Raw genomic sequence first — 23,014 nt, forward strand, 5'->3', positions numbered from 1 at the left:
GGGCGTACGGATACAACCCCGGCGTCAGCGTGTCGCCGCTGTCGAGCGTGCCAACACGCCCCGCTATCGTTAGCGCCATCATGGCGAAGATCCTCAGCGTGGTGGGCAAGGCCGGCACGGCCCGCCTGCTCGATCCCCTCAGCCGGGCCCTGCTGCGCGCGGGGGTGAGCCCGAACGCGGTGACCGTGGTCGGCACCCTGGGCGTGCTGGTGGGCGCGTTCGGTTTCGCGGCACGCGGCCACTGGGTCGCCGCCGTGGTGATCATCTTAGTGTGCGGCCTCACCGACGTGATGGACGGGGCGATGGCCCGCGCCCGCGGCAGCGCCAACCGCTACGGCGCGCTGCTGGACTCGACCATGGACCGCATCGCCGACGGTGCCATCTTCGCGGCCATCGCCTGGTGGTATGCGGGCACCGGCGACCGCGCCTCGCTGGCCGCCGCCCTGATCTGCCTGGTCACCGGGCAGGTCGTCTCGTACGTCAAGGCCCGCGCCGAAGGCCTGGGCATGTCCTGCCACGTCGGCCTGGTCGAGCGCGCCGAGCGCCTGATCATCGTCGGCGTCGGCGCGCTGCTGGCCGGCTTCGGCCTGTCCTGGGGCCTGCCCGCCTCGCTCTGGCTGCTCGCGGCCGGTTCGGTGTTCACCGTCTGGCAGCGCATGTGGCACGTGCACAAGCAGGAGTCGGCCGGGGAGTCGGTGTGAGCGAGCGAACCATGTCGGCGAGGACTCGCGCCGCCGACGAGCACAGCGAGGAGACGGCGTGAGCGGGCGCGAACGGCTGGTCGAGTTCGGCTACGCGGCCGGATGGCGGCTGGTGCGGGCGCTGCCCGAGTCGGCCGCGTCGGCGCTGTTCCGAGCCGGGGCGGACCGGGCCGCCGCGAAGCGGGGACCGAGTGTGCAGCGGCTGGCCCGCAACCTGCGCAACGTGCTCGGCCACGACCCGTCCGACGAGCTGGTCCGCGACGCGATGCGCTCGTATGCCCGCTACTGGCTGGAGGCGTTCCGGCTGCCGTCGAAGTCGAAGGCGCAGCTGCGCGACGGCTTCCGGCTGCACGGCGTCGAGAAGCTGATCGGCGCGCACGAGGCCGGCACCGGCGCGATCGTCGCGCTGCCGCACGCGGGCAACTGGGACGCGGCCGGGGCGCTGGTCACCGCGCACGGGGTGCCGCTGACCACCGTCGCCGAGCGGCTCAAGCCGGAGGGGCTGTACCGGCGGTTCCTGCAGTACCGCGAGAACCTCGGCATGACCATCGTGCCGACCGTCGGCGGGCAGGGCTCGCCGATCGACGCGCTGGTCAAGGCGCTGGGGCAGGCGCACGTCGTGCCGCTGCTGGCCGACCGGGACCTGTCCGCGCGGGGTGTCGAGGTGGAGTTCTTCGGCGGGCGCACCCGGATGCCGGCCGGTCCGGCGATGCTCGCGCTGCGCACCGGCGCGCCGCTGTTCGTGGTGGACATGTGGTACGAGCCGGACCTGGCCTGCGGCCGGGTGATCGGCCCGCTGCCGGTGCCCGACGCGTCCGCCGGCCCGCTGGACGTGCGGGTCCGGCTGCTCACCCAGCAGGTCGCCGACGGCCTGGCCCGGGGCATCGCCGCGCACCCGGCCGACTGGCACATGCTGCAGAAGCTGTGGCTGACGGAACCGCCCGCGGGCGTGGCCGCTGCCCGCGCCGCGACGGCCGCGGGCGTCCCCGACCCCGAGGAGTGACGTGCGGATCGGAATCGTCTGCCCGTACTCGCTGGACGTGCCGGGCGGGGTGCAGTTCCACGTACGCGACCTCGCCGAGACGCTGATCGCGATGGGGCACGAGGTCAGCGTCCTCGCGCCCGCCGACGACGACCAGCCCCTGCCGCCTTACGTGGTGGCCGCCGGGCGGGCCGTGCCGGTGCCGTACAACGGCTCGGTGGCCCGGCTCAACTTCGGCCCGATCTCGGCCGCGCGCACCCGGCGCTGGCTGCACCAAGGCGACTTCGACGTGCTGCACGTGCACGAGCCGCTGACGCCGAGCCTGTCGCTGCTTGCGGTGATGTCGGCGCGCGGCCCGGTGGTGGCCACGTTCCACACCGCGATCACCCGCTCGCGGGCGCTGGCGGCGGGCGCGCCCGTGGCACGGGTGGTGCTGGAGCGCATCACCGGCCGCATCGCGGTCAGCGAGCTGGCCCGCCGGGTGCAGGTGGAGCACCTGGACGGCGGCGCGGTGGAGATCCCGAACGGGGTGTCGGTGGCGCACTTCGCCGACGCCGAGCCGCTGCCGGGCTGGCCGGGGGAGTGCCGGCCCGGGTACGGCGGCACGGTCGGTTTCCTGGGCCGCTTCACCGAGCCCCGCAAGGGCTTCGACATCCTCGCCCGCGCGCTGGCCGAGGTGATGCCGCAGCGGCCCGGCATGCGGCTGCTGCTGGCCGGGCCCGGCGACCTCGCCGAGGTGGACCTGCCGCCGGTGGTCGCCGAGCGCACGACGTTCCTGGGCAAGGTGTCGGAGGAGGACAAGGCGCGCATGCTGCGCAGCGTCGACCTGTACATCGCGCCGAACACCGGCGGGGAGTCGTTCGGCATGATCCTCACCGAGGCGATGGCGGCGGGCGCGCCCGTGGTCGCCACCGACCTGGACGCGTTCCGCCGGGTGCTGGACGGCGGCCGGGCCGGCGCCCTGTTCCCCAACGGCGACGCCGCGGCCCTGGGCGAGGCCGTCAGCGCCCTGCTCGACGACGGTGCACGCCGCCGTGAGCTGGCCGAACACGCGGGCCGGGTGGTCGCCGCGTACGACTGGCCGGTGGTCGCGGCGCGGGTGCTGGAGGTCTACAACAGCGCCATCGAGGCTCTCGGGGAGACGGTCAGCGGGGAGGAGACCCCCGCGCAGTGGTGAGCCCGTAACGGCGCACCACTACGATGCCCGGCATGGGTTGGGTGATCGGCGTCGTGGCCTTGGTGGTCGTGATCGCGTCGTATGTCACCTGGACCGCCGGGCGGGTGGACCGCCTGCACCTGCGGGCCGCCTCGGCGGGCCGGGCGCTGGACTCGCAGTTGGTGCGCCGCGCGGCGGCCGCCGCGGTGCTGGCCGAGCACGAGCTGGCCGGCGATCCGGCGGGCGCGGACCTGTACGCGGCCGCGCGGGCCGCGCTGGACGCCCGCGAGGACGATCGGGAGGCGTCGGAGAACGACCTCACCCGGATGCTGCGCAAGCAGGCCCTCGACCCGCAGGAGCCGAACGGGGCGGCCGTGATCGCGGCCAGCCGCCGGGTCGCGCTGGCCCGGCAGATGCACACCGACCTGGTCCGCGGCGCGCTGGCGTCCCGCGAACGGCCGCTGGTGCGCCTGCTGCGGCTCAACCGCAAGCACACCCGCCCGTCTTACTTCGACATCGACGACCCGACCTTGAGCGCGGTCTGAGCGCTCGGGTACATTTGCGGCTTCCGCTGAGTTGTCGCAGGTCACACCTGTGACTCGGGTCACAGGCCGGGCCACAGGGTGCTGATTGGCCGTCGGGTGGCCTGCTCGCCCCCGCGTAGAATTCACCCCAGCGGAGCCTGCCGCCCGCCCTGCGGTGATCGTATGACGCCGGGCGGCCTCCTCCGCGGTCCTCGATCCCGTGTGTCAGGAGAAGCGCGACATCATGTCTGCAACCGAGTCTGTGAACGTACCGGTGACCGGCACCGCCCGCGTGAAGCGCGGCATGGCCGAGATGCTCAAGGGCGGCGTGATCATGGACGTCGTCAACGCGGAGCAGGCGAAGATCGCCGAAGACGCCGGCGCCGTCGCGGTCATGGCGCTGGAGCGTGTGCCCGCCGACATCCGGGCCCAGGGCGGCGTGTCCCGCATGAGCGACCCCGACATGATCGACGGCATCATCAACGCCGTCTCCATCCCGGTCATGGCCAAGGCCCGCATCGGCCACTTCGTCGAGGCCCAGGTGCTGCAGTCGCTCGGCGTCGACTACGTCGACGAGTCCGAGGTGCTGACCCCGGCCGACTACGCCAACCACATCGACAAGTGGCAGTTCACCGTGCCCTTCGTCTGCGGCGCGACCAACCTGGGCGAGGCGCTGCGCCGGATCACCGAGGGCGCGGCCATGATCCGCTCCAAGGGCGAGGCCGGCACCGGTGACGTGTCCAACGCCACCACCCACATGCGCAAGATCCGTGGCGAGATCAAGAAGCTGACCTCGCTGCCCGCCGACGAGCTGTACGTCGCCGCCAAGGAGCTGCAGGCGCCGTACGAGCTGGTCAAGGAGATCGCCGAGACCGGCAAGCTGCCCGTCGTGCTGTTCACCGCGGGCGGCATCGCCACCCCGGCCGACGCCGCGATGATGATGCAGCTCGGCGCCGAGGGCGTCTTCGTGGGCTCGGGCATCTTCAAGTCCGGCAACCCGGCGCAGCGCGCCGAGGCGATCGTGAAGGCCACCACCTTCTACGACGACCCGGACGTGCTCGCGAAGGTCTCCCGCGGCCTGGGCGAGGCCATGGTCGGCATCAACGTCGACGAGATCCCGCAGCCGCACCGCCTGGCCGAGCGCGGCTGGTGAACCACCGGCCGTGAGCGCCTCCTGACGACCCGCCCGCTGACCTCAGCGGGCGGGTCGCTCCGTCTTCTCGCAGGCCTCGCCGTCGCGGTCCGGGTCCAGGCGGTGCCGGTCCCTGCCGCGAACGAGCAGGCGCGCGGCCGTGCCGTCCGGGGCCGGGTCGAAGTAGCCGTGGCCGCGCAGCCAGTCGCAGCGCGCGCGCACCCCGGGCGGGAACCGCCACGGCACGCACAGGCCCGGCTGCTGCGGCATGCGGTAGCCGTGGTCGCAGCCGTCGATGCTCGCGGGCAGCTCCGGTGGCTTCTTCGGCTTCGGCAGCGGCACCTGCGGCCTGGCCTGAGGTTTGCGGGCGAACGACTGCACGAACGGCCGCACCGTGCCGGGCCGGGCCGGGTGTGGGCCGAGCGTGACCCAGGTCGCGGGTCCGGCCGTCGCGGTGGACGGGCCGAGGCCGGTGGCGACGGTCAGCAGGACGGCGGCGGCCGCGAGCAGGCGCAGCGCGGTACGCGTGGACGTGTTCACGAGAGGTGCACCCACCTGGCCACGGACGGCACCCCGTTGGCGCCGACGACGAAGAGCATGTACCAGCCGGGCGGCGCGATGTTCGGGTTGCTGGTCAGGTTCAGGCCGATGCCGTCGCCGTCCACCGTCATCGGCAGGTCGACGTAGCGCTGGTTGGGGTCGGACGAGTGCGTCACCGCGGCCGGGCGGATCAGGGCCGCCTTGAGCACCGGGCCGTCCACCGTGATCCGCTGCGTCGAGCCGTACGCCCACTGCGTGCTCGCCACCGACCTGATCTGCGGCCGTGCCCCCCGGAACAGGTACGGCGGGGAGTAGATCGAGATGTGGGTGGCGAACGAGCCGTCGCCCGGGTTGTCGCCGAAGGCCATCACCCGCCCGTCCGGCAGCAGGAACGCCGACGAGTGGTACGTGCGCGGCATCGGGTCGGTGGCCATGCCCGCGGTGAACGTGTTCGTGGCGGGGTCGAACATCGACGCCTCGTAGACGGGGTCGGCCCGGTTGTGCAGGCCGCCGCCGGTCTCGAAGACCAGGCCGTCGGGCAGCAGCACCGCGGAGACGTACATCTTGCCCTGGTCTTCGGTCTGCGGCACGCCGCCGGTGAGCGTCCCGGTCGGGATCGGCGGACCCGGGGTGTACGCGGGGGCGGCGGCCTTCAGGTCGATCACGTCGGTGAGCCGGTGGGCGTCGGGGTTGGCGACGTTGTTGCCGCCGCCCAGGGTGAGCACCCGCTGGTCCTGCGCGGGCGGCAGCAGCACGCTCATCGACTGGTCGCGCTCGTCCTTGCGGCGCAGGCCGGGCACGTCGGTCACGGTGCCGGCGGCGTGGTCGTAGATGGACGCGCCGGTGCCGGGCAGGTTGTCGCCGAAGACGTGGCTGCCCGTGTAGAACAGCCGGCCGTCCTGCATCAGGATCATCGACGGGTACAGCCCCCAGAAGCGCCAGGTCTGGTTGGTCTCGTTCAGCCCCAGCCAGCGCCCCTGCGCCGCCGAGTAGTACTCGGTGGCGACCGTGCCGCCGGAGTCCTCGCCGAGCCCGCCCAGCGAGATCACGTCGCCGTTGCCCAGCAGGGTCGCCGACGGATACCAGTGCCCGGCGTTGAGGTCGTTGAGCCGGGTGTACGCGCCGGCCGCCGGATCGAAGACATAGGACTCCTTCAGGCCGCGGTAGCCGGTCGCGCCGTCGGCGCTCGGGTAGTCCTTGTTGCCGCCCATGATCAGGACCCGCCCGTCGGAGAGCTGCACGTGCCCGGAGCAGAACAGGTCCGCCGGGGTCGGCACGCTCACGAACGTCCCGGAGTACGGCCGGTACAGCGCGGTCGCGAAGCTGCCCGCCGCGAACGCGTCCGCGTCGTTGCCGGAACCGGCCACCAGCAGCACGTTCCCGTCGTGCAGCACCACCGCGTGCATGGCCCGCGCCGGGGCGGTGAACGGCATCACCTGCCACGCCCCCTTGGCGCAGGCCTCACCCGAGCTGCACGCCGCACCCGGCGTCGGCTGGGTGACGTCGACCATCCGGTAGTCATCGGTGACCAGCGTGCCGGTGTCGTAGACGGTCACGCCCCAGGTGATCTGGTCGGTGTGCGGCGGGATCGGCGGCGTGCGCACCGTCTTCTCGGTGAACTCCGCGGTCACCGGCAGCGACGCCAGGTCCGTCCAGTACTGCCAGCCGGCGGCCGTGTCGTGCCGGAACATCGTCATGACCGTGCCGGTGGTGGTCGTCTTGTACCAGACCGACAGGTCGTACTGGTGGCCCGGCGTGACGTTCGGGGCGCACGACGCGTCTTCGACCATCATCGCCTTGCGGTCACCCGAGGCCCGGTCCGCCAGCGTGATCGCCATGGCGGACGTCCCACCGTGCGCGTCCCCGGTGACCGCGAACGTGTACGAGTTGTCACCCCACCCGGCCGCGTTCCAGCAGAGCGGGAAGCCGTCGCCGGACAGCGCCTCCAGGCCCGGGTTGGCGACCAGGTTCGCATCGGCGTACGCGGCCTCGGCGGCCAGTCCCGCCGCGGCCAGCAGCGCGGCCAGGACCAGGGCCGGTCTGCGCCGGCGCGCCCGCAGCCACGGGATCGGATTCACGTCGCCTCCCTGGGATCGGTGTCGTGTCCGGTCACGGCGCGGTCAGCGCCGGTCGGCGGGGGAGTCGGGCACCCAGCGGATCTCGATGCGGTCGCTGCCCGCGCCGAAGGTCGCCAGCACGTCGGAGTGCTCCAGCAGCGCGTCCACGGTCGGCAGCGGGGCCCGGTCGCCCCGCATCGCCGGGGTGGAGACCACGTAGTCGACGTCGCGCCAGCCGCGGGGCAGTTCGGCGGCGACCTTGGCGTCCAGGTCGACCTTGTAGAACCACAGCACGTTCTCGCGCGGGAACCCGTCGCGCACCAGGTCCAGCCAGATCACGTCGTCGACCACCACCCGGGTGCGGGCCCGGTCGGGCACCCGTTCGCGCAGCCACGCCGCGGCCGCCTCGTACGGCGTGTTGTCCCGGGCGGTCAGCGCCCGGTGGACGCCGCCCGACCAGCGCACCCCGACCACGCCGACCGCGAGCACGGCGAGCCCGAGCAGCACCGCCCGGCGCCAGCCGGGGACCTGCTCGCCGGGCGCCCCGGTGAGGCCGTGCCGGACCGCCAGTGCCAGCACTCCGGCCAGGCACAGCGCGAGGAACGGCAGCGCCTGGATCACGTACATCGTCGGCAGGTAGCCGCCGGGCCGCAGCGCCACCACCGCCAGCAGCGCGACCGCGACGGCGGGCACCCGCAGCCGCCGGACCGCCAGCGCCACCGCGGCGGCCAGCACACCGCCGGCCAGCAGCACCACGTCGTAGTACAGCCACGAGCCGACCACCGTGTTGGCCGGGCTGCCCGCGGTGAACACGCTGCCCGAGCCGGTGCGGCTGTGCAGTTGGAACTGCCAGGCCCCGATCAGCGACACGTGGCCCGGACCCGGCAGCAGCTCGCCGTTGAGCATCGCGAACAGCGGGTAGAAGCCGCCGACCAGCAGCAGCCCGCTGCCGAACCCGGCGAAGGAGAAGGCGCGCACCCCGTTGCGGGCGGTGCCCTGCCACAGCGCGAGCACCACCGCGGGCAGCGCCACGATCATGGTCTCCTTGCACAGCGCGGCCACCGCCGCCGCCGCGCCGGCCGCGACGTGGTGCCACAGGTGCCGCCGGGGCGACAGCGCCAGCACCAGCGCGCCGAGCAGCCACGCCACGGCGAAGCTGTCCAGGTAGATCTGCCGCTGCGTGGTCACCGCCAGCGGCGAGAGCCCGTAGCAGAGCACGGCGACCGCCGCCGCCCAGCGGGGCAGCCCGAGGCGGCGGCCGAGCAGGTAGGTGAGCAGCAGGATGGCGGCGGTGACCGCCAGCATCGCGTACCGGCCGGTGGGCACCGCGAGCCCGTCGGACAGCGCGGCGGGCAGCCAGGAGAACGCGGCGAGCTGGATCCAGGCCAGCGGCGGATGGTCGTACCAGTAGGTGTAGTGGCCCAGCCCCAGCCCTTGCCGCACGGCCCAGGCCTGAGCGAGGTAGGTCCCCTCGTCGTCGCTGGCGGCCGGGAACCCGGTGATGTTCCAGGCGTGCACGAACAGCACGATCGCGGTGATGCCGGTGACCAGCAGGCCGCCCGGCGACCGCAGGCGGCGCAGCAGCCGGGCGCGCATCGGCTCGGGCCGCTCCTCGACCCCGACCGTCGTTTCCGGGACTGCGGCCTGGACTTCCTCGGCGTGGACCTCGACTTCCGCTGGTTCGACCTCGACCTCGACCTCGACCTCGACCTCGACCTCGGTCTCGGCGTCGGCTTCGGCCTCCTCTGCCAGGTCGATCGGTGCGCCGGGCTCGGCCGTCGACGGCGGGTCGTCGGCCGCGGCGGCGTCGAGGACCGGTTCGTCCGCAGGGGTGGCGGGTTCCGGTGGAGCGGCCGGGTGGAAGGTGACCGCGATGTCCCGGGGCGGGGTGGGCCGTTTCGCGAAGGAACGGGAGCGGGCGCGCCGGCGCGACGAGGTGGTCATGACGCGCTGCCGTCCGTGGCCGGGGTTTCGGTGAGGTGAGCGCCGACGTGCCTGGTCAGCTCCCAGTTGGTGCGTCCGGTCCATTCGCGCCAGATGGCGCGGACCGCGGCCACCGACAGGATCAGCATGTACGGGAAGGTGCCGAGCACGAGCTGCGCGTAGTGCACCGGGCGCACCCGCAGGCCGAACTGCTTGCCGAAGTCGCGCAACCCGGCCACCTGGAACGCCAGCGTCGCGGCCGTGGGCAGCGCCGGCAGGAAGGTCAGCATCGCGACCGCGACGGGCACGTGCGCGAACAGCGCCACGTACAGGCCGATCGGCACCGCGATCGCCGAGAACGCCTGCACGAAAGGGCCGGTCAGGGTGTACCGGGCGAGCATGCGCGACCAGAACGTCGGCAGCCCGCGCCAGTCGCCCTTGCGCAGCACCTGCAGGAAGCCCTGGTTCCACCGGGTGCGCTGCTTGAGCAGCCCGGACACCGAATCCGGGGTCTCCTCCCGGGTGACGATCGCCGAGTCGTACGCCACCACGACCCGCTCGCCGCTGCTGGACAGCCGTACGCCCAGGTCGCAGTCCTCGGCGAGGCAGGTGCCGTCCCAGCCGCCGGCGCGGCGCAGCACGTCGGTCCGGACGAAGACGGTGTTGCCGCCGAGCGGGATGAATCCTCGGCGGGCGTGCAGGTGCAGGCGACTGCGGAACCAGAAGAAGTACTCCAGGCAGTTGTGCAGGCTGTACCAGCTGGAATGGAAGTTGATCAGCTGGACGCCGCCCTGCACCACGGTCGCGCCGCTGCGCCGGAAGGCGTGGTCGACGTGGGTGAGCAGGGCCGGGTGCACCTGGTCCTCGGCGTCGAAGACCCCGACGACGTCGCCGCGGCAGTGCGGCAGCGCGCTGTTGAGCGCCTTGGGTTTGCTCTTGACCTCGTTGGTGTCGACGACCACGCGCACCCGGTCCGGGGTCTGCTCGGCGAGCTGCCGGGCGACCGCGGTGGTGCCCTCGTCGTCGTGGCCGACCACGAGGATCACCTCGTAGTGCGGGTGGCTCGATTCGAGCAGCCGGCGCACGGTGTGCGCGAGCACCTCCTCCTCGTGGCGGGCCGGGACGAGCAGCGAGAAGGAGAGGGTGTGCGCGCCGTCGGGAGCGGCGAACCTGGTGGCGGCGAGGGTCTCCGGGGTGCGCCAGGCGTGCATGGTCCACCAGAGCGTGACCACGGCGAAGGCGAACAGGGCGAGGGAGACGGCGGTCATCGTGACGGCAGCCATGACCTGCCCGTCCGGCTGTTGAGCAACAGGGGCATACATTCCCTTATCTGTACAAAACGGACATTGCACGTGGATGCCACGTGAGCGGATTCCGTGTCCGCCGGGCGTATGCCTTGGGTAACCGGCGCGGCGAGCGAATGGCTACGCGGAGAAATCGGCGTGGCAGCGCGCTGTCGAACGTGCCGTGTCACCGGCCGTCGCGGGATGACGGGGCCGTCCTCCGCCGGTTGTCGGCCGCCCCGTGGAGCGCCTCGTCACAAAGGGCTGATGTCCCACTTCCGGATGTGGCTGAAGATCAGTTGGGTCTCCAGATGGGCCACCTCGCGGCGGGACGTGAAGCCGTCCAGGAGCAGCCGCTGCAGGTGGGCGGCGTCGCGGACGGCGACGTGCACCAGGAAGTCGTCCGCGCCCGCGATGTGGCTCAGCGCCAGCGTCTCGGGCAGGTCCAGCACGAAACGGATGAACGGCTCCACCACGTCGCGGTTGTGCGGGCGGACCCGTACCGCGATGTAGGCCTGCAGCGGGCGGCCCAGCGCGGCCGGATCGGCGTCGGCGTGGAACCCGGCGAGCACCCCCCGGCGCTGCAGCGCGCGCACCCGCTCCAGGCAGGTCGAGGCGGCGACATTGACGCGCGCCGCCAGATCCTTGTTCGAGATCCGCGCATCGTTCTGCAACTCGCGCAGGATCGCCGCGTCGATCGCATCAAGCACGGTGTTTCCGGTCATACCCCGAAGAGTATTCGGACCCTGTTTACCAGGGCCGAAGAAGGCCCGAAGATCACGCCCATGACCTACTCCGTCGACACCCGCGCGGTGCACGCGGGCCGTGCCGACCTGGCCGAGCTCGGTGTGCACGCGCTTCCGCTGGACTTCTCCACCACGTACCCGATGCACGACCAGGTCGCCGCGGGTGCGGCGCTGGGTGCGTTCGCCGACGGCGCGGCCACCGCCGCGACCCCGGTCTACCAGCGGCTCTACAACCCGACCACGGCCCGCTTCGAGCAGGCGCTGGCCGAGCTGGAGGGCACCGAGGCCGCCGTCTCGTTCGCCTCCGGCATGGCCGCGATCACCGCGGTGCTGCAGGCCGCCTGCCTGATGACCGAGCGCCGGCACGTGGTCGCCGTACGCCCGCTGTACGGCGGCACCGACCACCTGCTGTCCATCGGACTGCTCGGGCTGTCCGTGACCTGGGTCGAGCAGGACGAGGTCGCCCGCGCGATCCGCCCCGACACCGGCCTGGTGGTCGTCGAGACCCCGGGCAACCCGACGCTGAACCTGGTCGACATCGCCACCGTCGTCATCCAGGCCGGCGACGTCCCGGTGCTGGTCGACAACACGTTCGCCACCCCGGTGCTGCAGAGCCCGGCCCGGCTGGGCGCGGCGTACGTGGTGCACTCCGGCACGAAGTACCTCGGCGGGCACGGCGACGTGCTCGGCGGCGTCGTCGCCTGCGCCGAGCAGCGGGCCGGGGCGCTGCGCCAGGTGCGCATCCTCACCGGCGCGGTGCTGCACCCGCTGGCCGGCTACCTGCTGCACCGCGGGCTGGCCACGCTGCCGCTGCGGGTACGCGCCGCGCAGGCCACCGCCGCGACGCTGGCCGTACGGCTGGCCGTGCACCGGGGGATCAGCAAGGTGCACTACCCGGGCCTGCCTGGCAACGACCCGCGCGGACTGATCGGCCGGCAGATGCGCGGCCCCGGCGCGATGATCGCGTTCGAGACCACGGGGGACGCCGCGGCCGTGGTCGCCGCGCTGCGCCTGATCACGCCCGCGGTCAGCCTCGGCTCCGTCGACTCGCTGATCGAGCACCCGGCCCTGCTCACGCACCGGCTCGTCGACGCCGAGGGCAAGGAGACCGGCGGCATCACCCCGAACCTGCTGCGCATGTCGGTCGGCCTGGAGGACCCCGAGGACCTGTGGGCCGACCTGGACCAGGCCCTGACCGCTGCGACTCGGGCCCCGATCGCGGTCCCGGCGCCCGCGGCCGTGCTCGCCGCGCCGGTCATCGCGATGCCGGGGCCCGAGGCGTTCGCCGCCGAGGCGGTGTCCGCCACATCGGCGCAGGCCGTGAACGGGAGCGCGCCCGTACCGGCATAGACTCGACCTACAGTGGATGATCTTATTGGGAGGACCCGTGCCAGACCTCGTCATCGGTGTGCTCGCCCTGCAGGGTGACGTGCGCGAGCACCTGGCCGCGCTGGCCGAGTGCGACGTGATCGGCCGGCCGGTGCGCCGTCCCGAGGAGGTCGCCGAGATCGACGCCCTGGTCATCCCGGGTGGCGAGTCCACCACCATGAGCAAGCTGGCGCTCGCGTTCGAGGTGTACGAGCCCGTGCGCAAGCGACTCGCCGAAGGCATGCCGGCGTACGGATCGTGCGCCGGCATGATCATGCTCGCCGACGAGGTGCTCGACGGGCGGCCGGACCAGAAGACGTTCGGCGGCATCGCCATGACGGTGCGCCGCAACGCCTTCGGTCGCCAGGTCGACTCGTTCGAGGCCCCGGTCGACATCGCGGGCGTCGAGGGCGAGCCGGTGCACGCGATCTTCATCCGCGCGCCGTGGGTCGAGTCGGTCACCGCGGATGTCGAGGTGCTGGGCCGGGTCACCGCAGGCCCCGCCACCGGTAGGATGGTCGCGGTCCGGCAGGGCAACCTGCTGGCCACCTCGTTCCACCCGGAGCTCACCGGGGATCTGCGGGTGCACCGTCTCTTCGTCGACATGGTGCGTGACCAGGCCTCCTGACCCGGGACAGGAAGCTTCACCAGCGCGCTGACGGAGGATCTGATGTCCGGCCACTCAAAGTGGGCGACGACCAAGCACAAGAAGGCGGCGATCGACGCCAAGCGGGGCAAGCTGTTCGCCCGCCTCATCAAGAACATCGAGGTGGCGGCGCGCACCGGCGGGGCTGATCCGGCGGGTAACCCGACCCTGTTCGACGCGGTCCAGAAGGCCAAGAAGAACTCGGTCCCCAACGACAACATCGACCGGGCGCTCAAGCGGGGCTCCGGCCTGGAGGCCGGCGGCGCCGACTGGCAGACCATCATGTACGAGGGCTACGGCCCCAACGGCGTGGCGATCCTGATCGAGTGCCTGACCGACAACCGCAACCGCGCCGCGACCGAGGTGCGCACCGCGCTCACCCGCAACGGCGGCAACCTGGCCGACGCCGGTTCGGTGTCGTACATGTTCTCCCGCAAGGGCCAGGTCATCGTGCCCAAGAACGGCCTGACCGAGGACGACGTGCTCGGCGCGGTGCTCGACGCCGGGGCCGAGGAGTGCAACGACCTGGGCGAGTCGTTCGAGGTCATCAGCGAGGCGGGCGACCTGATCGGGGTCCGCAACGCGCTGCAGGCCGCGGGCATCGAGTACGAGTCGGCCGAGTCGACCTTCGTGCCCAGCGTCCAGGTGCCGCTGGACGAGGAGGGTGCCCGCAAGGTGCTCAAGCTGATCGACGTGCTCGACGACTGCGACGACGTCCAGGACGTCTTCGCGAACTTCGACATCTCCGACGACATCATCGAGAAGATCGAAGCCTGATCCGCCTCGCCGCAGGGCCCCGTCCGCTCCAGGACGGGGCCCTGCGGCGTCCCGCCCGGTCCCGCCGTACACCAAGATCATCCGACTTGCCCTGCACCTGTGCGTATCTTGAAGCCCGATTCCCCCAGGTGCCGGGCAAGTCGAGCGATCTTGGATGGGGAAGTCGGTCTTCTTTCCGCTAATCGGGTGACGGAGGGCGAATTCTGGGCATCATGGTCTCTATGGTCGAAGTCCTCAACCCCGGCGAGCTGGAGCAGGGCCTCGCCGCCCTGCGCGGCTGGACCGGCGACGTGCACGGCATCACCCGCACCGTGAAGCTGCCCAGCTTCCCCGCCGCGCTGGCCGTGGTGGCCCAGGTGGGGGAGGCGGCGGAGAGCATGGACCACCATCCGGACATGGACATCCGCTACCGCCATCTCACCTTCACGTGCTGCACCCACGCGGCCGGCGGCCTCACCGACCTGGACCTGCGCCTGGCGCGCCTGATCGACGACATCGTCGCCGGCGCCACCGCAGACCAGCCCGCCAACCACTGACCGCCCCGCACGATCTGCCCCGGCATCCTGCAGTTTCGGGGAAACCGCAGGATCGGGCGAGGTCTTTCGTGCAGTTCCCTCGAAACTGCATGCCCGGACCGCGACCGCGGTCGGCGTCGCGGTCGTCGGTCTCGGCGGCGTCCGGCCGTGCGGGTCGGGACTTCCCAGCTCACCAGGCATGGGACGTTAGGAAGGGCACCTTCTATAACGCGGAGCGTTAAGAAGGTGCCCTTCCTTTGTTCGGGGGGGGTCAGGCGGTGAGGCGGTCGGGGGTGACGGTGATGATGGAGAAGAAGGCGCCCTGGGGGTCGGACAGGACGGCGAAGCGGCCGGGTGGGATGTCGGTGGGCGGGATGGAGACGGTGCCGCCGAGTTCCTGAGCGTGTGCGGCGGCAGCGTCGCAGTCGGCGACGTGGAAGTACACCATCCAGTGCGGGGGCAGGTCCTCGGGCCACTCGTCGCCCTCCATCGGCATCATGCCGGCGACGCGGGCCCCGTCCAGCTGGAACTCGGTGTAGATGACCGGGCCGAGCGGCATGTCCTGCGGTTTCCAGCCGAACACGGCGCCGTAGAAGATCTTCGAGCCCTCCGGGTCGCGGGTGGTGAGCTCGTTCCAGGCCAGCGTGCCGGGCTTGCGGAAGATCTCGCCGCCGCCGTGGGTGCCGGGCTGCCAGACCGCGAACATCGCCCCGGCCTGGTCCAGGAAGACCGCCATCTTGCCGTATCCGAGCACGTCGAACGGCTCCAGCAGGACGCTGCCGCCGAACTCGACGACCTTGGCGGCGGTGGCCGCTGCGTCGGCGGTCTCGACGTACGTCGTCCACATCGGTGGCTGGCTCTCGCCCTGGATGGGGCCCGCGCCGGCGACCTGCTTGCCGTCGATCAGGTATGTCGTGTAGCCGCCCGCCTCGGGTTCCGGGGTGACCTCGGCGTCCCAGCCGAACAGCTGGGTGTAGAACTCGGTCGCGCTCTTCAGATCAGTGGTGCTCAGGTCGACCCAGGTGGGAACGCCGAATGCGTTGGCCATGCCGATACCCCTCTGTTCCTGACACGGATGTTTCGTGACACGGACCGGTTTGTCCGCTTCATCCGATGGTGGCAGACGAGGGGAGCGGAACCGCGCGAATCGCACATCGTCGACGTGTCGATTGTGTGGGCGGATTACATGGCTGTTGCTGCTCGGTGAGTCATACGTTTCCGGGGCATTCGCAGTGACCCAGGTCACGTGGCACGAAGCATCCCAAGGAGCAGCAGATGAGCCCAGATCCCCCGGCGTTGCGCGCCATCGGGCTGACCAAGGAGTTCCGCGGTTTCCGCGCGGTCGACGGCGTCGACCTCGCCGTGGCGGCGGGCAGCGTGCATGCGCTGGTGGGACCCAACGGAGCCGGCAAGACCACACTGTTCAACCTGCTCACCGGCTTTCTGCCGCCGACGGCGGGGCGGATCGAGGTGGCGGGCGCGGACGTCACCGGACTGGCGCCGGAGGGTTTCGCCCGCCGGGGCGTGGCCCGTTCCTTCCAGATCACCAGCCTGTTCGGGCAGCTCACGGCGTTGGAGCACGTCGAACTGGCGCTGCAGAGCGGATCTTCGCTGGGCTGGAAATTCTGGCGTTCGGCGAAGCTGATGCGCCGCTACACCCCGCGGGCCATGGAGCTGCTGGACATGGTCGGGCTGGCCGATCTGGCCGGCACCACCGCCGACGCGCTCGCGTACGGCCGCAAGCGGGCCCTGGAACTGGCGCTGGCGCTGGCCCTGGAGCCGTCGGTGCTGCTGCTGGACGAGCCGACGGCCGGCATGGGCCTGGAGGACGTGGACCGCACCGTCGCCCTGATCGCGGCGATCCGCACCGGACGGACCGTGGTCATGGTGGAGCACAACATGTCCGTGGTCGGCGCGCTGGCCGACCGGGTCACCGTGCTGCAGGCGGGAAAAGTGCTGGTGGAGGGCCCGTACGACGAGGTGCGCGCGGACGCCCGCGTGATCACCGCCTATCTCGGTGAGGGAGCGGTCCGTGCTGCGCATTGACGATCTGTCGGCCTGGTACGGCGAGGCGCAGGTGCTGCGCGGGGTGAGCCTGGAGATCGCCGCGGGCGAGGTGGTCACCCTGTGCGGGCGCAACGGCGCGGGCAAGACCACCCTGCTGCGTTGCGTGATGGGCCTGCACTCCGGCCAGCGCGGCACCGTCGAGCTGGCCGGGCGCACGCTGTCCGGGCAGCCCGCGCACCGGCGGGCGCGAGCCGGGCTGGGCTGGGTGCCTGACGACCGGGGCTGCTACGCCACGCTGACCGTGGCCGAGACGCTGTCGCTGCCGCCCGTGGTCGGGCCGTCACCCTGGTCGATGGAGCAGGTGTACGACGCCTTCCCGCACCTGCACGCCCGCCGCACCGCCCCGTCGACCACCCTGTCCGGCGGTGAGCAGCAGATGCTCGCGCTGGCCCGGGTGCTGCGCATGGGCGCGCGGCTGCTGCTGTGCGACGAGCCCACCGAAGGCCTGAGCCCGCTGCTGGTCGCGCAGGTCGGCGACATCCTGCGGCAGGCCAAGCAGCACGGGGTGGCCGTGCTGCTGGTGGAGCAGAACCTGCACTTCGCCACGACCGTCGCCGACCGCCATCACCTGCTGGCCGAGGGGCGCGTCGTGGAATCGCTGGAGAACTCCGAGGTCGCCGCGCGCGAGAAGGACCTGCTGGCCTACCTCGGCATCTGAAACGCACCACCCCACACCCCCAGGGAGATGTCTTGCGTACCAAAGCGGTTCTGGTGATGTTGTGTTCCACCGCGCTGCTGGCCTCGGCCTGCGGCGGCGGCGGCCCGAAGTCGGACGCCGCCGGTGGCGGGCTGTCCGACGGCAAGGTCGTGTTCGGCGTGCTCAACGACCAGTCGGGCGCGTACTCGCAGCTGTCCGGCAAGAACTCGATCAAGGCTGTTGAGCTGGCCATCACCGACTACCAGGAGAAGTACGGCGACAAGGCCGTGGTCAAGGAGTTCGGTGTGGAGACCGCCGACCACCAGAACAAGCCGGACGTCGCCAACGCCAAGGCCGCCGAGCTCTACGACCGCAAGGCCGTCGACGTGATCCTCGACGTGCCGACCTCGTCGGCCGCGCTGAAGGTCGCCGACGTGGCCAAGGAGAAGAAGAAGCTCTACTTCAACATCTCCGCCGCGACCACCGACCTGACCGGCAAGTCCTGCAACAAGTACACGTTCCACTACGCCTACGACACGTACATGCTGGCCAACGGCACCGGCCGCAACACGACGGAGGAAGGCAGGAAGAACTGGTACATCGTCTACCCGGACTACGCGTTCGGGCAGGACATGGAGAAGAGCTTCTCCGCGGCCGTCGAAGCCGCGGGCGGGAAGATCGTGGGCCGGGACGCCGCCCCGTTCCCGAACACCAGCGGTGACTTCTCGACGTACCTGCTCAAGGCCCCGACGCTGGACCCGAAGCCGGACGTGCTCGGCACCATGCAGGCCGGGGCGGAGCTGGTCGCGCTGGTCAAGCAGTACAACGAGTTCAAGCTGCGGGACAAGGGCGTGGGCCTGGCCGTCGGCCTGATGTTCCTCACCGACATCCACTCGCTGACCCCGGCCGCGCTCGCCGGCACCACCTACACCGACGCCTGGTACTGGAACTACGACCTGACGAACCGGACCTTCGCCGACCGCTTCAAGACCGCCGCCGGGGTCCGCCCGACCTTCGCCCACGCCGCCAACTACTCGGCTGCCCTGCAGTACCTGGAGGCCGTGCAAGCCGCGGGCACCGACGGCGCCGACGCCGTGGTCAAGCAGCTCGAAGGCAAGGACGTCTCGGACGTCTTCCTGCGCAACGGCAAGATCCGCGCCGAGGACCACCGCGTCGTGCACGACGCCTACCTGGCCCAGGTCAAGACCCCGGCCGAGGTCACCGAGGAATGGGACTACGTCAAGATCCTGCGCACCATCCCCGCCGCCGACGCCTTCCGCACCCCCAGCCCCGACTGCAAACTCTGACCAAGGAAGGGCACCTTCTTATCGCCATGCGTGGTGGAAGGTGCCCTTCTTAACCCCGGAAGGCCGTACCTCATGGTCAATTTCCTGCAGCACACGTTCAACGGGCTGGTCGGCGGTGCTTTCCTGGCGCTGCTGGCGCTCGGCCTCGCGGTCATCTTCGGCATGCTCCGCGTCGTCAACTTCGCCCACGGCGCGATCTACATGCTCGGCGCGTTCGGGGCGTACGTCCTGCTCACCGAGGTCGGCCTGTCGTTCTGGTGGGCGCTGCTGGTGATGCCGCTCGCGCTGGCGCTGTTCGGCATGGCGCTGGAACGGCTGCTGGTCGCTCGGCTGGCCCGCCTCGATCCGCTGTACAACTTCCTGCTCACCTTCGGCCTGACGCTGATCCTGCAGGACTCGGTGAAGTCCCGCTACGGCGTGCAGTCCAGCCCGTACGACGCCCCGGCGATCCTGTCCGGCACCCTCGACCTCGGCGCGTTCGACTTCCCGGCATACCGCGTGTTCGTGCTGGTCATGGCGGTAGCGGTGTGCGTCGGCGTGTGGTGGCTGCTCAGCCGGACCCGGGTCGGCATGGTGGTGCGCGCCGCCACCGAGCGCCCCGAGCTGAGCACCGCGCTCGGCATCGACGTGGGCCGGTGGGTGACGCCGGTGTTCGGTTTCGGCATCGGCCTGGCCGGGCTGGCCGGGGTGCTCGCCGCGCCGATCCGCGCGGTGAACCCGCTGATGGGCGCCGATCTGATCATCGTGGTCTTCGCGGTGGTGGTGATCGGCGGCCTCGGCTCGATCTTCGGCTCGGTCGCCGCCGGGTTCGCGATCGGCCTGGTGCAGGCCTGGGTGCAGGCCCTGGGCGAGGACTGGGCGCTGCTGTCGCAGGTCCTGGTCTTCCTGGTGATGGCCGGCGTGCTGCTGTGGCGCCCGGCCGGCCTGTTCGGACGAGAGGAGGCCCCGGCATGACAACCGACACCCAGGGGGTACGGGTGGAGCCCGCCCCGACGCCGGACTCCCACCGCAGGGGCGCGACGATCGTGCCGCGCTGGCTGCGCTGGACACTGACCGGGGCGGCCGTGCTCGTCGCGCTGCTGCTGCCGTTCAACCTCTACCCGGCCGTCGCGGTGGACATCGCCTGCTGGGCGCTGTTCGCGGTGGCGGTGGACCTGCTGCTCGGGTACACCGGCCTGATGTCCTTCGGGCACGCGGCCTTCTGGGGCACCGCGGCCTACGCCACCGGCCTGGCCGCGATCCACTGGGGTCTGCCGTTCCCGCTGGCGGTGCTGCTCGGCGCGCTCGCCTCGACGGTGCTGGCGGTGCCGGTCGGCTACCTCGCCGTCAAGCGGGTCGGCATCTACTTCGCGATGGTCACCCTCGCCTTCGCGCAGATGGTGTACTACATCGCCAACCAGTGGCGCTCGGTCACCCAGGGCGAGAATGGCCTGCAGCGGGTGCCGCGCGAGCTGTTCGGGCTGGACCTGAGCGACGAGTTCTACTTCTACTACGCGGCGCTGCCGATCGTGGCGGGCGGATTGTGGCTGGTCTGGCGCACGGTGCACTCGCCGTTCGGCCGGGTGCTGGTGGCGATCCGGGACAACCCGGCCCGCGCCCGCGCCCTCGGTTACCCGGTGCACCGGTACAAGCTGGCCGCGTTCCTGCTGTCGGCGTTCACCGCCGGGCTCGGCGGCGGCCTGTTCGCGATCGGCCACCGCTTCGTCTCCCTCGACGTGCTGCACTGGACCACCTCGGGCAAGGCCGTGATCATCGTCGTGCTCGGCGGCATCGGCACCCTGTGGGGCCCGGTCGTCGGCTCGGCCGCGGTGACCCGCCTGGAGGACTGGCTCTCCTTCGCCGGCTTCGAACAGATCGGCCTCGTCACCGGCGCCATCTTCGCCCTCACCGTCCTCATCTTCCGCCGCGGCCTCTGGGGCACTCTCACCCACTGGCTCCGCCGCCGCGGCTGACCCGCGCCGGCCCGCCTCGCCAAGATCGCCCGACTTGCCAGGCACCTGGGCGAACAGCCGGTCAAGATACGCACGACTGCCTGGCAGGTCGGATGATCGAGGGCACGCGCCCCGGCATGATGCCGGGGCGCGTGACGTTATTCCCTGGAGTGGGGTGGGTCACTTTCGATACGGGACGGTTTCGTATTTGTGGGGGCGGGCGTAGCGTCGCTTCCGATACGGAACGGAACCGTATCGGAATCCTGGGGGATGGAAACACACGTGGACTCTGCTGCCAACACCGGGCACCCGAGGCGCTGGGCGATTCTCGGCGTGCTGGTGATCAGCCTGCTCGTGGTCGTGCTCGACAACACCGTGCTCAACGTGGCGATGCGTACGCTCGCCGACCCCGTCCACGGCCTGGGCGCGACCCAGAGCCAGCTGGAGTGGGCCATCAACTCGTACACCCTGGTCTTCGCCGGCCTGCTGTTCAGCTTCGGCGTGCTCGGCGACCGCTGGGGCCGCAAGCGCTTCCTGCTCATCGGCCTGGTGCTGTTCGGCATCGCCTCGGTCCTCTCGGCGTACGCGCAGGACCCGGGCCAGCTCATCGCGGCCCGTGCCTTCATGGGCGTCGGCGGCGCGGCGATCATGCCGGTGACGCTCTCGATCATCTCGAACGTCTTCGACCCGCGCGAGCGCGGCAAGGCGATCGGCATCTGGGCCGGCTCGGTCGGCCTCGCGGTCGCGATCGGGCCGCTGCTGGGCGGCTTCCTGCTGGAGCACTTCTGGTGGGGCTCCGTCTTCATGATCAACGTGCCGATCATCCTGTTCGGCCTGGCCGCGGTCGCGTTCCTGGTGCCCGAGTCGCGTGACCCGCAGCCGGGCCGCATCGACCTGGTCGGCGTGGTGCTGTCCGTGGTCGGCCTGGTCGCGCTGGTGTACGGCATCGTCGACGGCGGCGAGCACGGCTTCGGCCGGCCCGAGGTGTGGGCCTCGCTGGTCGGCGGCGCGCTGGTGCTGGCGGCCTTCGTCTGGTGGGAGGCGCGCACCACGCACCCGTCGCTGGACGTGAAGCTGTTCCGAGACGCCCGCTTCTCGGCCTCGGTGGCCAGCATCGGCCTGCTGTTCTTCGCCTCGATGGGCTCGTTCTTCTTCGTCGGCTTCTACCTGCAGCTGGTGCGGGACTACTCGCCGATGCAGAGCGGCGCGCTGCTGGTGCCGTTCGCGGTCGGGCAGATGGTGTTCGCGCCGCTGAGCACGAACCTGGTCAAGCGCTTCGGCGTGCGCACCGTGTCGGCCGTGGGCATCCTGCTGGCGGGCATCACCTTCGCGGTGCTGGCCACCCTGCAGGTGGACACCCCGATCTGGATCGTGGTGGTGAACTTCTTCTTCATGGGCGCCGGCATGGCCAACGTGATGCCGCCCGCCACCAACACGATCATGTCGGTGCTGCCGCGGGAGAAGGCCGGCGTCGGCTCGGCCGTGTCGAACACGGTCCGGCAGGTCGCCGTGGCCATGGGCGTGGCCGTGCTCGGCTCGGTCGTGGCCGGGGTCTACCGGGGCGAGATCGACACCGCGACCGCGGCGCTGCCCGGCCCGATCCGCGACGTCGCCAACGAGTCCATCGCCGGGGCGTACGGCGTGGCCGCCAACCTCGGCCCGGCCGGCGGCCCGCTGGTCAGCGCCGCCAACGACGCCTTCGTGCACGCCATGCACTGGGCGGCGCTCGGCTCCACGCTCGTGGCGCTGATCGCGGTCGCGGTGGTGCTGCGATGGATGCCCAAGCAGCTGGCGGGTCCGGCCGGTCCCGGCACTGCGCAGGCTCCGGGCGGTGCGACGACCCGGACCGACATCCCGGTGAACCGCTCCGTGCCCGCCGACGGTGACGAGGGCGACGTCCAGCGGCCGTCCCGGTTGTCCGCGGTCGGGTAAGGTTCCGTTCACCATGACTGAGCTCGCTGAACTGCCGGCGACGCCGGGAGCTGCGCGGACGCAAGGGCGTCCGCGCAGCTCCCGTGCGCATGAGGCGATCCTGGAAGCCGTTCTCGACCTGATCGAGGAGGGCACCACCGTCGAGGCGCTGAGCATGGAGGCGATCGCCGCCCGCGCCGGGGTCGGCAAGGCCACCATCTACCGCCGCTGGGCGGGCAAAGACGAACTCCTGCTGGAGACGCTGGTCAAGCTCAAGGGCCCGCCGACCCAGCCGGTGGGCGACTCGGTGCGCGCCGACCTGATCCGCCTGCTCAGCGTGGTGGGGCAGAAGGACCAGCGCGCCGTCCGCGTGATGCCCTGCCTGATGCCGGAGGTGTCGCGCAGCCCGGAGGCCTACCGGATCTGGCAGGAGGCGATCACCGAGCCGCGCCGTGAGGTGATGCGCGAGGTGCTCCGCCGCGGCGTCACCACCGGGGAGCTGCGCGCCGATCTCGACATCGAGGTCACCGTGTCGGTGCTGATCAGCCCGCTGCTGCTGCACCGCATGGTGCGCTGGAATCCCCGCCTCGACGAGGTCGACGACCTGACCGAGCAGATCGTCGACGTGGTCCTACGAGGCGTCGCCGCCTGACCCCCTCGCCCCTGCAACAAGGAAGGGCACCTTCTTATCGCTATGCGTTGTGGAAGGTGCCCTTCCTTACCGCGAAGCGGTCGCGGCGCGGCGTGGGCGGTCTTGCGGCGTTGCGGCACCATGCTCCGCAACGACGCCGGACGGCCGTACGCCGTGGCC

The 23,014-nt window shown here is 71.4% G+C and carries 22 protein-coding genes; 16 read left to right on the forward strand and 6 right to left on the reverse strand.

Features of this window, described 5'->3' with window-relative positions:
- Positions 1-80 precede the first annotated feature (80 nt).
- The 5 genes from pgsA (at position 81) to pdxS (ending at position 4,516) form a co-directional block, all read left to right on the forward strand.
- Positions 81-701: a phosphatidylinositol phosphate synthase gene (pgsA, locus tag AB0B66_RS37445; protein ID WP_360539264.1), complete on the forward strand. Its 621-nt coding sequence runs from the start codon at positions 81-83 to the stop codon at positions 699-701.
- 58 nt (positions 702-759) lie between these two features.
- Complete coding sequence (locus AB0B66_RS37450; protein ID WP_360539266.1) at positions 760-1,704, forward strand: phosphatidylinositol mannoside acyltransferase; 945 nt, start codon at positions 760-762, stop codon at positions 1,702-1,704.
- 1 nt (position 1,705) lies between these two features.
- Positions 1,706-2,860 (forward strand): glycosyltransferase family 4 protein, encoded by a 1,155-nt coding sequence (locus AB0B66_RS37455; protein WP_360539268.1) that lies wholly within the window; start codon positions 1,706-1,708, stop codon positions 2,858-2,860.
- A gap of 32 nt (positions 2,861-2,892) precedes the next feature.
- Complete coding sequence (locus AB0B66_RS37460) at positions 2,893-3,384, forward strand: hypothetical protein (protein ID WP_360539270.1); 492 nt, start codon at positions 2,893-2,895, stop codon at positions 3,382-3,384.
- 241 nt (positions 3,385-3,625) lie between these two features.
- Positions 3,626-4,516, forward strand: a complete 891-nt coding sequence (pdxS, locus tag AB0B66_RS37465) for a pyridoxal 5'-phosphate synthase lyase subunit PdxS (protein WP_360539272.1) — start codon at positions 3,626-3,628, stop codon at positions 4,514-4,516.
- 42 nt (positions 4,517-4,558) lie between these two features.
- Here the strand turns inward: pdxS and AB0B66_RS37470 are convergent, their stop codons facing one another.
- The 5 genes from AB0B66_RS37470 to AB0B66_RS37490 form a co-directional block, all read right to left on the reverse strand.
- Positions 4,559-5,035 (reverse strand): hypothetical protein, encoded by a 477-nt coding sequence (locus tag AB0B66_RS37470; protein WP_360539274.1) that lies wholly within the window; start codon positions 5,033-5,035, stop codon positions 4,559-4,561.
- The gene (locus AB0B66_RS37475) at positions 5,032-7,113 is read right to left on the reverse strand and encodes a galactose oxidase early set domain-containing protein (protein ID WP_360539276.1); all 2,082 of its coding nucleotides are present in this window, start codon (positions 7,111-7,113) and stop codon (positions 5,032-5,034) included. Before AB0B66_RS37475 ends, AB0B66_RS37470 begins: the two co-directional genes overlap by 4 nt.
- 42 nt (positions 7,114-7,155) lie before the next feature.
- Positions 7,156-9,036, reverse strand: a complete 1,881-nt coding sequence (locus AB0B66_RS37480; RefSeq protein WP_360539278.1) for a glycosyltransferase family 39 protein — start codon at positions 9,034-9,036, stop codon at positions 7,156-7,158.
- Positions 9,033-10,298 (reverse strand): glycosyltransferase, encoded by a 1,266-nt coding sequence (locus AB0B66_RS37485; RefSeq protein ID WP_360539280.1) that lies wholly within the window; start codon positions 10,296-10,298, stop codon positions 9,033-9,035. The genes AB0B66_RS37480 and AB0B66_RS37485 overlap by 4 nt, the downstream gene beginning before the upstream one ends.
- A gap of 254 nt (positions 10,299-10,552) precedes the next feature.
- Positions 10,553-11,023, reverse strand: coding sequence for an Lrp/AsnC family transcriptional regulator (locus tag AB0B66_RS37490; protein WP_239167169.1), 471 nt, complete (start codon positions 11,021-11,023; stop codon positions 10,553-10,555).
- Positions 11,024-11,083: 60 nt separating this feature from the next.
- Between AB0B66_RS37490 and AB0B66_RS37495 the strand changes: the two genes are divergently transcribed.
- The 4 genes from AB0B66_RS37495 (at position 11,084) to AB0B66_RS37510 (ending at position 14,371) form a co-directional block, all read left to right on the forward strand.
- Positions 11,084-12,394, forward strand: coding sequence for an aminotransferase class I/II-fold pyridoxal phosphate-dependent enzyme (locus tag AB0B66_RS37495; RefSeq protein ID WP_360539282.1), 1,311 nt, complete (start codon positions 11,084-11,086; stop codon positions 12,392-12,394).
- Positions 12,395-12,431: 37 nt separating this feature from the next.
- Positions 12,432-13,040: a pyridoxal 5'-phosphate synthase glutaminase subunit PdxT gene (pdxT, locus tag AB0B66_RS37500; protein ID WP_360539284.1), complete on the forward strand. Its 609-nt coding sequence runs from the start codon at positions 12,432-12,434 to the stop codon at positions 13,038-13,040.
- 42 nt (positions 13,041-13,082) lie between these two features.
- The gene (locus tag AB0B66_RS37505) at positions 13,083-13,835 is read left to right on the forward strand and encodes a YebC/PmpR family DNA-binding transcriptional regulator (protein ID WP_360539286.1); all 753 of its coding nucleotides are present in this window, start codon (positions 13,083-13,085) and stop codon (positions 13,833-13,835) included.
- Between the two features lie 221 nt (positions 13,836-14,056).
- Entirely contained in the window at positions 14,057-14,371 is a 315-nt protein-coding gene (locus AB0B66_RS37510; RefSeq protein ID WP_360539288.1) for a 4a-hydroxytetrahydrobiopterin dehydratase, read from the forward strand.
- Positions 14,372-14,621: 250 nt separating this feature from the next.
- On the opposite strand, the gene AB0B66_RS37515 is transcribed toward AB0B66_RS37510, so the two are convergent.
- Positions 14,622-15,404 (reverse strand): VOC family protein, encoded by a 783-nt coding sequence (locus AB0B66_RS37515; protein WP_360539342.1) that lies wholly within the window; start codon positions 15,402-15,404, stop codon positions 14,622-14,624.
- 221 nt (positions 15,405-15,625) lie between these two features.
- On the opposite strand from AB0B66_RS37515, the gene AB0B66_RS37520 reads away from it, so the two are divergent.
- The 7 genes from AB0B66_RS37520 to AB0B66_RS37550 all read left to right on the forward strand — a co-directional run bounded on the left by AB0B66_RS37520 (position 15,626) and on the right by AB0B66_RS37550 (position 22,855).
- Positions 15,626-16,396 carry an ABC transporter ATP-binding protein gene (locus tag AB0B66_RS37520; RefSeq protein WP_360539290.1) on the forward strand — a complete coding sequence of 257 codons (771 nt, stop codon included), beginning with the start codon at positions 15,626-15,628 and terminating at the stop codon, positions 16,394-16,396.
- Entirely contained in the window at positions 16,383-17,075 is a 693-nt protein-coding gene (locus AB0B66_RS37525) for an ABC transporter ATP-binding protein (protein WP_360539292.1), read from the forward strand. Before AB0B66_RS37520 ends, AB0B66_RS37525 begins: the two co-directional genes overlap by 14 nt.
- 56 nt (positions 17,076-17,131) lie before the next feature.
- Positions 17,132-18,361: an ABC transporter substrate-binding protein gene (locus tag AB0B66_RS37530; RefSeq protein WP_360539343.1), complete on the forward strand. Its 1,230-nt coding sequence runs from the start codon at positions 17,132-17,134 to the stop codon at positions 18,359-18,361.
- A gap of 72 nt (positions 18,362-18,433) precedes the next feature.
- Positions 18,434-19,315: a branched-chain amino acid ABC transporter permease gene (locus AB0B66_RS37535; RefSeq protein WP_360539294.1), complete on the forward strand. Its 882-nt coding sequence runs from the start codon at positions 18,434-18,436 to the stop codon at positions 19,313-19,315.
- The gene (locus AB0B66_RS37540; protein ID WP_360539296.1) at positions 19,312-20,313 is read left to right on the forward strand and encodes a branched-chain amino acid ABC transporter permease; all 1,002 of its coding nucleotides are present in this window, start codon (positions 19,312-19,314) and stop codon (positions 20,311-20,313) included. Before AB0B66_RS37535 ends, AB0B66_RS37540 begins: the two co-directional genes overlap by 4 nt.
- Before the next feature lie 261 nt (positions 20,314-20,574).
- The gene (locus AB0B66_RS37545; RefSeq protein ID WP_360539298.1) at positions 20,575-22,224 is read left to right on the forward strand and encodes an MFS transporter; all 1,650 of its coding nucleotides are present in this window, start codon (positions 20,575-20,577) and stop codon (positions 22,222-22,224) included.
- 13 nt (positions 22,225-22,237) lie between these two features.
- On the forward strand, positions 22,238-22,855 hold the full coding sequence (locus tag AB0B66_RS37550) for a TetR/AcrR family transcriptional regulator (protein WP_360539299.1): 618 nt from the start codon (positions 22,238-22,240) through the stop codon (positions 22,853-22,855).
- Positions 22,856-23,014 lie beyond the last annotated feature (159 nt).

Origin of the sequence: Catellatospora sp. NPDC049111 (assembly GCF_040648615.1) — a bacterium.
GTDB lineage: Bacteria > Actinomycetota > Actinomycetes > Mycobacteriales > Micromonosporaceae > Catellatospora > Catellatospora aurea.